This window comes from Actinophytocola sp. (genome assembly GCF_045807065.1).
Taxonomy (GTDB): Bacteria; Actinomycetota; Actinomycetes; order Mycobacteriales; family Pseudonocardiaceae; genus Actinophytocola.
In genome coordinates, this window is record NZ_JBJMIE010000250.1 from 1 (window position 1) to 10,348 (window position 10,348).

The 10,348-nt window shown below is 65.5% G+C and carries 8 protein-coding genes; 5 read left to right on the forward strand and 3 right to left on the reverse strand.

From position 1 onward, the window contains the following. Positions 1-307: 307 nt before the first annotated feature. Positions 308-1,537: a CHAT domain-containing protein gene (locus ACJ73U_RS14625; protein WP_407778153.1), complete on the forward strand. Its 1,230-nt coding sequence runs from the start codon at positions 308-310 to the stop codon at positions 1,535-1,537. Positions 1,538-1,898: 361 nt separating this feature from the next. Beyond that, on the forward strand, positions 1,899-3,197 hold the full coding sequence (locus ACJ73U_RS14630) for a recombinase family protein (protein WP_407778154.1): 1,299 nt from the start codon (positions 1,899-1,901) through the stop codon (positions 3,195-3,197). A 582-nt stretch (positions 3,198-3,779) separates the two neighbouring features. On the opposite strand, the gene ACJ73U_RS14635 is transcribed toward ACJ73U_RS14630, so the two are convergent. Together ACJ73U_RS14635 and ACJ73U_RS14640 are read right to left on the reverse strand one after the other, a co-directional pair. Further along, positions 3,780-4,058, reverse strand: a complete 279-nt coding sequence (locus ACJ73U_RS14635; RefSeq protein ID WP_407778160.1) for a hypothetical protein — start codon at positions 4,056-4,058, stop codon at positions 3,780-3,782. Continuing rightward, on the reverse strand, positions 3,983-4,249 hold the full coding sequence (locus tag ACJ73U_RS14640; RefSeq protein WP_407778155.1) for an ATP-binding cassette domain-containing protein: 267 nt from the start codon (positions 4,247-4,249) through the stop codon (positions 3,983-3,985). Before ACJ73U_RS14640 ends, ACJ73U_RS14635 begins: the two co-directional genes overlap by 76 nt. Positions 4,250-4,435: 186 nt before the next feature. Here ACJ73U_RS14640 and ACJ73U_RS14645 point away from each other — a divergent pair, with 186 nt between their 5' ends. Together ACJ73U_RS14645 and ACJ73U_RS14650 are read left to right on the forward strand one after the other, a co-directional pair. Further along, positions 4,436-4,621, forward strand: coding sequence for a hypothetical protein (locus ACJ73U_RS14645; RefSeq protein ID WP_407778156.1), 186 nt, complete (start codon positions 4,436-4,438; stop codon positions 4,619-4,621). Between the two features lie 672 nt (positions 4,622-5,293). Continuing rightward, positions 5,294-5,908, forward strand: a complete 615-nt coding sequence (locus ACJ73U_RS14650) for a DNA-binding response regulator (protein ID WP_407778157.1) — start codon at positions 5,294-5,296, stop codon at positions 5,906-5,908. A gap of 11 nt (positions 5,909-5,919) precedes the next feature. On the opposite strand, the gene ACJ73U_RS14655 is transcribed toward ACJ73U_RS14650, so the two are convergent. Continuing rightward, positions 5,920-8,889 (reverse strand): tetratricopeptide repeat protein, encoded by a 2,970-nt coding sequence (locus ACJ73U_RS14655; protein WP_407778158.1) that lies wholly within the window; start codon positions 8,887-8,889, stop codon positions 5,920-5,922. A gap of 257 nt (positions 8,890-9,146) precedes the next feature. Between ACJ73U_RS14655 and ACJ73U_RS14660 the strand changes: the two genes are divergently transcribed. Continuing rightward, entirely contained in the window at positions 9,147-9,914 is a 768-nt protein-coding gene (locus ACJ73U_RS14660; protein ID WP_407778159.1) for a macro domain-containing protein, read from the forward strand. Positions 9,915-10,348 lie beyond the last annotated feature (434 nt).

The window sequence follows — 10,348 nt, forward strand, 5'->3', positions numbered from 1 at the left end:
CGAGATGCTCGACCTGTTGGAAGGGGCCGCGACGCGGGACAGCGCGCGACCAGCTGTCCGAGTGGACGCCGCAAGCGCATGGGGCCGAGTGGCGATGGCCGCCGAGCGGCCCGATCGCGCTGCGCACGGGTTCGACGTAGCCGTGGGGTTGCTGCCGGTCCTCGCGGCGCGGGGACTCACGCGCACCGACGCGGCACACTGGATGGCGCGCCACTCGCAGCTGGTGTGTGATGCCGCGGCGTGCGCGCTGGAGGTGGGCCACGCCGACCGCGCCGTCGAACTGCTCGAGCTGGGCCGGGGCGTGCTCATGGCGCAGGCGTTGGAGTCCAGAACGGACCTCACGGACCTGGGGGCGGCGCACCCGGCGCTGGCCGACGAGTTCGGATACCTGTGCCGTCAACTCGACTCCGAGCACCCCGACGAGGAACGCCAGGTGCTGGCGGGCCGGTTGGCCGCGTTGACAGCACGGATCCGGTCGACGCCCGGGTTCAACAGGTTCCTCCTGCCACCGACCGTGACGCAGCTGACCGCCGAGGCACGCAGCGGACCCGTAGTCCTGGTCAACGTCAGCCAGTACCGCTGCGACGCCCTCATTCTGACCGAATCCGGGGTGGCGATACAGCCGCTGCCGAAACTGGAACTGCCCGCGGTCCACGAACGGCTGGGCGAGTTGCGCGCAGCCATCGACGCGATGGGGGACCCGGGCGGCCAGCAGGCCATGCGGGACGTGCTGGCTTGGCTGTGGGACACCATCACCAGGCCGATACTCGGCGAGCTGGATCCCGTCGTCAGCCGACTCTGGTGGGTGCCGTGCGGTCCGCTGGCCTATTTTCCCCTACATGCCACCGTGCTGGACCGCGTCGCGTCCTCGTACACCCCGACGATCCGGGCGCTCGCGCATGCCAGGGCCCGTCAGATCTCCCGTACCGAGTCGCGGACGACACCCGCGGTGCTGGCGGTTGGCATGTCACGGACCCCGGAGGGAACCGACCTGCCGGGCGCGCGGAAGGAGACAGAGTTGCTGGGCCGGCTGCTGCCCGGCACGTCGGAACTCGTCAACGAGGACGCCACCCACGACGCGGTCCTGTCGCGGTTGGCGGCGAGCGAATGGGCACACTTCGCATGTCACGCGGCCAGCGATCCGGTCGATCCTGGTGAGAGCCGCCTGCTTGTGCACGACCATGCTGACAAACCGTTGCGCGTGGTCGAGATTTCTCGGCTCAACCTGAGCAAGCCCGAATTCGCGTTCTTGTCGGCGTGCAGCACGGCAACCACGTCGCTCGATCTGGTCAACGAGTCGATTCACATCGCGTCGGCCTTCCAACTGGCCGGCTATCCGCACGTCATCGGCACGTTGTGGGAAATCTCCGACACCATTGCCACGAAAATCGCCACACACATCTACACCGAGCTGGCCGCCTGCCATTTCGACATCCGCAACGTGGCGACCGGCCTGCACGAAGCCATTCGCATGGTGCGAGACCGCTATCCGCAGATGCCGACCCTGTGGGCCGCACACATCCACGTCGGCCCGTAAGCAGCGTCCTGTAGCGGCCTGCTTGCTGTGCACCATCCCTGTGTCGGTCAGTTCCGTTGCCTCGGACCTGCACGATGTTGCGCTGGTTGGCTAGCGCGGCTCGCCACCGCCTGGTAGCCGTCTCGTTGACCGCGTGGTGGGGTGTTCGACTGGTGCACGTTCGGGTGATGTTGTTGGTGGATCGTCACACGCGGTTGCTGTCACTCGACCCTCGCTGGGATACATCCACGCGGACGGGAGCGATCGGGATATGGCGGCAGGGACAGAACGGACGAACAACGGCCTGGGGGAGTGGAGTGACCACCATCAGCGGTGTCGGCCGCGGCGGTCGCGACGTACACCGGCCACGGTCTCTGGTGGCATGCGGTTCGCGTTCTATGGTCGGATGTCCACCGAGGACTTTCAGGACTATGTGACGTCGCGGGCGTGGCAGCGTAACGCCGCTGATGAACTGGTCACCGGTAAGGGTGTGGTCGTCGTCGAGTTTTTCGATCGGGGGTGTTCTCGCCGGGTGGGGTGGTCGGATCGGCCGGAGGCTGGGGTGTTGTTGGCGGCGTTGGCTGATCCGGATCGTGGGTTTGATGCGGTGGTGGTCGGTGAGTATGAGCGGGCGTTCTTCGGTGACCAGCTCACCGCACTTCTGCCGGTGTTCGCCCGGCACGGGGTGCAGTTGTGGTTGCCGGAGACCAACGGACCGGTCGACGCTGCGGATCCGGTTCACCGAGCACTCACGATGTTGTTGGGTGCGCAGTCCAAGCGGGAGGTGCTGCGGTCGCGGTTTCGTGTGTTGGCGGCGATGCGGGCCCAGGTTGTGGAGCAGGGCCGCTTCCTGGGTGGTCGCCCACCCTACGGCTATCGGCTGGTTGACGCTGGGCCGCATCCGAACGCTGCGCATGCGCGGTGGGGGCGCCGGTTGCAGCGGCTGGAACCCGACCCTGTCACTGCTCGGCATGTGCGGTGGATGTTCGCCCAGCGTCTTGCTGGGCACAGCGCGTCGCGGATCGCGCACGACCTCAACGTGCGGGGTGTGCCGTGTCCGTCGAGTGCGGACCCCGGCCGGAACCGTCATCGCTCGGGTGCGGTGTGGACGTTGCGGACGGTGGCCACGATCTTGGGTAACCCGCGCTACACCGGCCGGCAGGTGTGGAACCGACAGTGCACCGACCACGACTCGACTTCCAGCCGGAAGCGGGCGGGGCAGCGGTGGAACCAACCTCGGGACTGGGTGATCTCGAAGGCGGTCGCGCATCCCGCGCTGGTCAGCGAGGCTGACTTCATCGCTGCCCAGGCCGTTGACGCCAGCCCGAGACCCGCCGATGGCGGCGCCCGCAGATACGCGTTGGTCGGCTTGGTGGTCTGTCGGGTTTGCGGGCGCCGGATGGATTCGCATTGGGTGCACGGCCGCCCGGGTTACCGCTGCCGGCACGGCCACACCACCGCGAAACTCAACGCCAGTGACCGTCCCAAGACGTTGTACCTGCGGCAGGACCGCATCCTTGCCCGCATCGCCGTCAACCTTGCGGTTTCGGAACCGCTCGAGCCAGCCGCCCTCGCCGACAGCCTTCGCACTCAAGGACTTACGATCCTGTGCGACGCCGACACGTGCACTCGTGTCAACACGAGTTCAACCGGCCAGCCGCAGCTACAGTTGATCAACTAAACAATCCCGCGCGAGGCGACACGCGTAATTTCGTGGGGGTTAACGTGTCCGAGACTGAAACACCGATTCCTAGGAGATTCCCGGTTTTCCCGGAGATTTCCATGAATCCCAGGTTAGCAGGTGTTTGTGTTGTGTGGTCAAGTGTGCCAGAGAAATGGGAGTCGGTTCGCTCCACTGGGTGAGAACCCACTGAGGTCGTTGAACGGCAGGAGCGCGAGTGGGTGGGGTTGTCCGGCCATGACGGCCAGGGCGGTGGCGACCTCTTGCAGGCTGGCTTTGATGTAGGTTGCTGTGGCTGATCCGGTGTTGTCGGTGTGTTCGGTGTGGGCGCGGGCGACCGGTAGCCGAAGTGGCGTTCTACCCAGGTGAGGGTGTGTGGCGGAGTGGATGGAGATGTCTTGTGCGGCCATCCAGGGGAGTCGTTGATCGAGTCTTTTCCAAAGGTGGTCGTAGCGGCGGCGGCTGGTGAGGGATGGCCGTCGCGGTAGCGGAGCAGGGGAGCGATCGGGAGGACTGCGCCGCGGGCTGCGGCGTGGTCAACAAGACAGTTAGCTATCGCCGGGGTGATGGGTTGCCAGCGGATCATGCTGCCCTTTTCGCGGACCCTGACACTTCGGGCACGCGGCCGAGGAGCAGCAACGTCGCACCGGTGAGCTCCAGCAGCAGGATCTGCAGCTGGGCCTGCTGCCCGCCCGACAGCGTCTCGAACGTCTGCTGCTCCGCGCCGGCGAGCTCGTACCCGGCCAGGGCGGCCATTGCGTTGTTGCGGTGCAGCGCGGTATCGGCTATGACGATGTCCGCGACGCGGCGGCCATGGAGGTCGGGACGCGCGTGCGTCTGGGTGAACAGGCCCGGCACCACCCGGGCGCCAGCTCGACCGTCCCGGTGTGGGGGACGTCCTGCTCGGCGAGCAGGTGCAGGAACCGGGACTTGCCCGACCCGTTGCCGCCAAGCACCGCGACCCGCTGGCGGAACCACACCTCAAGGTCGAACGGAGCGGTCAGCCCGGTCAACGCGACCGCCGAGCACGTCAGGGAACGCTTGCGGTCCACCCACCGGTGAGCCGCATCCGGATGTTTTGTTCACGGGGCGGCCGCTTCGGCGGGCCCGCCTCCTCGAACCCGGGTGAGCCGGGTGCATGCCGCCTTATAGGTCGAGGACGCGGCGTCGGCGGTGCCTACAACGTGCTGCCGGTCTACGACTCGGCCACCAGCTGGAAATAGCCGGGTCCGAAGGCTGTGTTACACCCACCACTGGACCACGTCGCGATCGACAACCTGCCCTCGCTGCTCCCCCACGAGGCCAGCGTCGACTTCTCGGCACAGCTGACGCCACTGCTCCCGTCGAGCGGCCGAACGGACTCGGCGTGGGACAAGACCCTGTCGAGCTACCAATCCGCGACAATGGGAATCATCTGCGACTGACCTCGGCGTGGGCCATTGGCTCCGTGTCGTGTGCCACCGACAGCGGCCTCGGCATCGTCTGCGGGAGACGGCCGCCGCGTCGTGCCGCGAGGTCCGGATCGCAGCACTGCCACGAGGCGCTGGACGACTGCGATCGGCGGGTCCGATCAGGACGTCCCGAGCGAGCTGGTGACTTGACGACGTCGGGTCCTGGCCGGGCACCGGAGCCGGTGTCTCACCGGCCTGCTCGGCGCCGACTTCTCCTCGTCTGGTTGACGTGGTCGTGACACGTGAAGTCAGGATCGCCGATTTTCGTTCGTTTGCACCGCTTCCCGTCCTCGGTCACACCGGGACACCGGTAAGACTTGGTCGACGCGGCGCGTGCGACTTCGCCGGCCGGAGCAGCTGTGCGCTTCTTCTTCCTCGACCAGGGCCGCCAGGGAGGGTCGGTGGCGCGTGGACGATCGGTCAAAGGGTTGTCACGGTCGTCGTCGTAGACCACTGTTCCTCCCCTGCGCCGGATGACGGGTACGGCTCACCCGACAGTAGGAGGGGCGCCCCCGGCAGGTCCATGACCTGTTTTCACCGAGATGTCAGAGAGGTTCCACACTGGCGGAGTGGCTACCTGTCCCCGTCGGGACGTCGTGGTAGTTGTCACGTCGACATGTCGCTTGGCGCACCGGAGGTGGAACGTTGGAGGCCAGGGCTCATGTCGCAGTCCTGGACCCGTTGCCCCTCTTCCAGCGCGGCGTGGTCGACGCGCTGGCCTCAGAGGGAATCCGAGTCGAAACGCCGGACGACATCCGGGTGTGGTCGGCACAGAACGGCCGGCGGGTCATCATCCTGACACTCGTCTCGCAGGAGGACTGGACGCTGCTCGGCCACCTGAGCGCGAAGGCATTGGTGATCGCGGTGCTCGAGAAGTACACCACCGCTCTGTCGATCAGGGCCCTCCGTCTGGGCGCCAGTTCAGTCGTCCCGCGAAACACGACCTCGGCGGTCATGCGGCGCGCGGTCGATGCGGCCCTGGTGGGCGACGTTATCGTGTCGAGAGCAGTCATCGACGCCCTGATCTCATCGTCACCGCGGGACAGCGGTGAGCCGCGGCTCCTCGGGCAGGAGGAGGTTCTCTGGTTGCGCCGGCTCGCGTCGGGGACGACGGTCGCACATCTGGCGGAATTGGCAGGGTACTCGGAGCGGACGATGTACCGGCTGTTGAACAGCATCTACGACAGGCTGGGAGTGGCGAACCGCACCGAGGCCCTGATTAAGGCCCACGCCTACGGTTGGCTCGGTGCCGAGCCGTAGTGCCCGGAGACTCAGTCGCCGACCACTGCCGCGATCGCGGGTTGCAGCCGCGCGTCGTTGAACAGTGTCAACAACTGGACCATCTGTCTCGTGATGCCGGGCGCCCGGGTCACACGTCGCGCCCGGTGGAGGACATCGATGGCGGCGTCCAACCGAGGGGCGATCCCGCCAAGGTGTTCGCCGCACCGTGCGAAGCCCTCCATGTCGAGAGCACCGAAGTCGCGCTGGTCCTGTCGACTTCGTTCCGCCGCTTCGAGCCGCAACTGCCGGAAGAGACGTTGTGCCGACCACGGGAAACCCCGGCGGTGTTCCAGCACAGCGTTCAACGCGAGCGTGGTCAGAGCATGCCCTGGCAACCTGCCCCTGGCTGCCAGGCGGATGTGCTCCACCGCCTCGTCTACGTCGTTCTCGATCAGCGAGCATATCGCCACAGTCGTGTATACCTGCCGCTGCAGAGGAACCCGCCCTAACTCCAGCGCCAGTTCCAAACCGCGTTTCCCGATCTCCCTCGCCTGCCGGGTCTGGTACTGCCAGAGTTTGAGGTTGGCCATCGCGTCCAGGTACTGGCACTGGGTCACCCAGCTGTCGATCTCCGTCGCGTGCGCGCCTGCTTCTTCCAGCACCGTCTCCGCTCGGTCGAAGTCACCCACCTCCGCGTACCGGCTGCCCAACCTCAGCATGATCTCGGCCAGGCGGCGCCGGGTGTCGCGGCCGGGTGCGCTCGTCACCTGGCCGCGGGCCAACTCGGCCGCGCCCTCGAGGCAGCGAACCGCCTCGTCCAGCTGCCCCCAGTGGCGATGGCAATCGGCGAGATTCGCCAGCGGGACTATCTCGGCTTCCACCACGCCGTGCTCCCGTGCGATCGCTAGCGCCTTCCGGTAGTAGTCCTCGGCTTTCGCCATCTCGTCCCGGCGCTGCAGCACGGCGCCGAGAGCCACGTCGAGTTTCTGCCGGTAGTCGACCCTGTTGCACACCTCCAGGTAGGAAAAGGCCTGGCGGTAGCAGGACTCGGCCACGGCGAGATCGTCCTCCCTGAGTGCGATGTCGCCGAGGGCCAGCAGGTTGACGAGTTCGTGCATCTCATCCCGCAACAGTCCGCAGATCTGTTCGCGTTGGCGGCGGAGCAACCACCGACAGCCCCAGTTGTCGAGGTAGTCGTCCACGCTCTCGATTGCCCGGAAGGCCGTTTCGAACTCCCCGCCCTGGAGCAGGAGGTCGATCTCGGTGAACTCGGCCGTGAGATCGCTCAGTCGCTTGACCTCGCCTTCGGTCCGGCGTCGCAGTGCGAAGTAGGAAGCCGCCCGGAGGAGGAGGCTGCGCTGGTCCCACTCGTCGTCGGCGGACGGCTGTATCGACTGCAACGCTCTCGTGTCGTCAGGGGGTTGCACGTAGTACAGGTCCTCCGTCGTCCGCCGCACCAGGTGGCTGGCCTGGAGGTGTCTGAGACTCTGTTGGACCTGCTTCACACCTTCGCCCGGTAGCATGAACGCCACCGCGTCCACATCGACCGGGATGCCGAATGCTGACACCGCCTGCAGCACTCGACGTACGTCGAGTGCGAGGCCCTCGATCAAGTGGCAGGTGAGGAAGTCCAGCGTCTCGTCGGGGGTGGCGCCGGTCAATGTCCGCACGACGTCCTCGAGTGAGTCGAGGGCACTGTGCTCGCTTTCCGGATTCCTAGGGCTCGCCAGGATCCCGTGTACCACCTCGGCGGCTCTCGGTCGCCCGCCGGTGCGCTCGTAGAGCGTCTCCACCAGCTCATCACGCGGGGTCAGGAGCCCGTACGCGTCGTGCGGATCCAGGCTCGCGAGGAGTTTCTTGAAGTCCGCCAGCGGCATGCCCTTGTCGAAACTCCATATCAATGTTCGGGTCAGCCACCGCCGAGGCCGTGCGAAGGGGTGTTCCCGGGTGACCATCAACAGTTTGACGACCGTCTGGCGTTGCCGCGCGATCACCTCCAGAGCGTCGTCGAGGTCGGAGCTCACCAGTTTCCCGGTATCCGCGTCGAGCAGTACCTCACACGAGTCCAGGACTACCACTATCCGCTTGTCCCGGAGTAGCTCCATCAGGATTTCGACCTTGCGGGCGATGGCGACGTCGAGTCGTTCCAGTTGGGTCGCCGCGGTCGACAACGGTTCGTCGACGGCGCCTTTGAGCAGCTCGGTCAGGTCGTGCGCGGTGAAGGACTGCGGCCCGTACACCTGCCGGTACTCGGTGAGTGGCCTGTGCGCACCAGATCCGGTCGATGCCTGGTCGATGACACTCTTCACCAGCCGTGTCTTTCCGACACCTTCCGGCCCGACGATGAGAACTATCGGGGTTCTGCCCTCGTGGACCTCCCTGAGCACGTTCTCTGTCTCTTCTTGACCGTCGGTCAGCACTTCGCTCCATGGAATGGCGTGGGCCGCGGGAGCCAGGTCCAGTGCGTCCGAGTCCACCTGGGCTTGTGCGTGCAACTCCTTGAGCCGGTCGAGCAGTGCCGCCTCTTCCTTTTTCGAAGCCGCCAAATCGACGGGATTCAGTCGGCGGAAGCCGTCGCGTACTAGGCGCAGCTTTTCTTCCAGTTGCGCTATCCGGCCTTCGGGCGTCTTCAGTGTACGTATGCGCTCGAAGAGGTCCTGTAGCCCCTGTTCATGGCCTTTTGTGAAATCCACGGAGGGCAGGTGGTCGACGACCGGGTTGTGTTCGTAACCACTTTCGAGACGGAGGGTGATAATCGGCTTGCCGAACTGCCGAGCCAAACGCAGTTCTTCCATGCAGGCATTGCTGTCCGGAGTGTGCTCCGCCCGCACGAATAACAGCAGATCACAACTGTTGACAGCGCGTGGCAGACGCTTCTCGTAGGAGTTCACGGGTATGAGCTGATTGGGGGCGAACCAGGGTTTCGCGGGTGATCCGGGCCTCTTGAGGGCGTCGTTCAGCCAGTTCGCGAAGTACGTGCTCTCGCCGTCATCGTCTACGTAAGAGATGAACGCTTGCATGATCGCCTCCCACTCCGGCGAGCGTGCCCCGGCGTGATCACGTCGCGTCACAGATGCGCCCACGCTGGCAGAATTCTGCCAGATGAACGGGCACGAAGCCATGACCTGCGGTCGGCGTGAAGTACGCTCGAATGCGTCGCTGGCCGTGAGAAGATCGGCCGGTGATGCTCAGAGGGCTTACCTTGATGTTGGGAACCCGACGCGGCCTAGTCGTGTTCGCCGGTACTGCACTGGCTACCTTCGGGCTCCTCGCCGGAATGGTCCAGCTCTACGCGGCGCTCTGGCCGAAGAACAGCATCAATCAGACAGCTACGGTCGTTGTGATCATTTGCTTGATCGTCACGGTGGCGACGTACCGTGCGTGGCCCCGCCGTTCGGTGCGGCGCGAGTTCGACCTGCCCGACATCTCGGTCGTGGTGAAGGTCAGTGATCTCTTCGACCAGACCGGGAACCTGGTCATCGGCTTCAGCGACACCTTCGACACCGACACGACCAGCGGAAAGATCATCAGCCCTGAGAGCGTTCAAGGGCAGTTCCTGCAGCGGATCTACGACGGGGACCGCGATCGCCTTGACCGGGAGATCGAGCAGGCGCTGATGGGCGTTCAGAAGGTCGGGGAAGAACAACCCTCTACCAAGGCGGGTAAACGTCGCCGTTACCCGATCGGGACCGTGGCCACACTTGGTTCGCCCGGGCGGCGGTACTTCTGCGTCGCCTACTCTTACCTGCAGAACAATCTCATCGCCAGGTCGAGCGTCAACGACCTTTGGGAGGCACTGAACCATGTCTGGGACGCCGCGCGGCAGTTCGGTCAGCGCAAGACACTGGTGGTCCCGGTCATCGGATCGGAACTCGCGCGGATCAGCAGCCTGGACCGCGACAGCCTGCTGAAGATGATGATCCTCTCGTTCGTCGCCAACTCGCGGCAGCAGGACGTTTGCAAGGAACTCGTCGTCGTCGTGCACCGCAAGGACTACGAGAAGATCGACATGCTCGAGGTGCGCGCATTTCTCCACACGCTGTAGTCGCCGTTCGCGCGCTTCGTGCCGCTGCGGGGGTCTCGGCCCTTGAACAGGCCCAGGTTCGCCGGCTGGATCGGGAGACCGAGCGTAGGTCTTCGGCGATCACTTCAGGGACGTTGTTACTGGTCATCCGGTTCTTTCTCGGCTGCTCAGCTGCCCGCGCGGGACACCCCACTCACGTGCGCTTCTTCCACGGGCGGGGCGACCTCGGCCCACTTCCACCAGGTGTTAGTGATTCTCTCTCTGGTCAACCTGGACCGCCTGCCGCACTCGCGGCACTCGCAGATGCGGTCGGGCACCGACTGACCGTCGTTGGGACAGTTGCCACGACCCAGACGTGCCGCCGGTGCTCCTCCTTCTCCGGATCGTAGAACTGGTGGACAGGTAGGCGGCGCAGAGGCAGGCACCCGTGCCGAACAGTGCGATCCGGTCGAGCA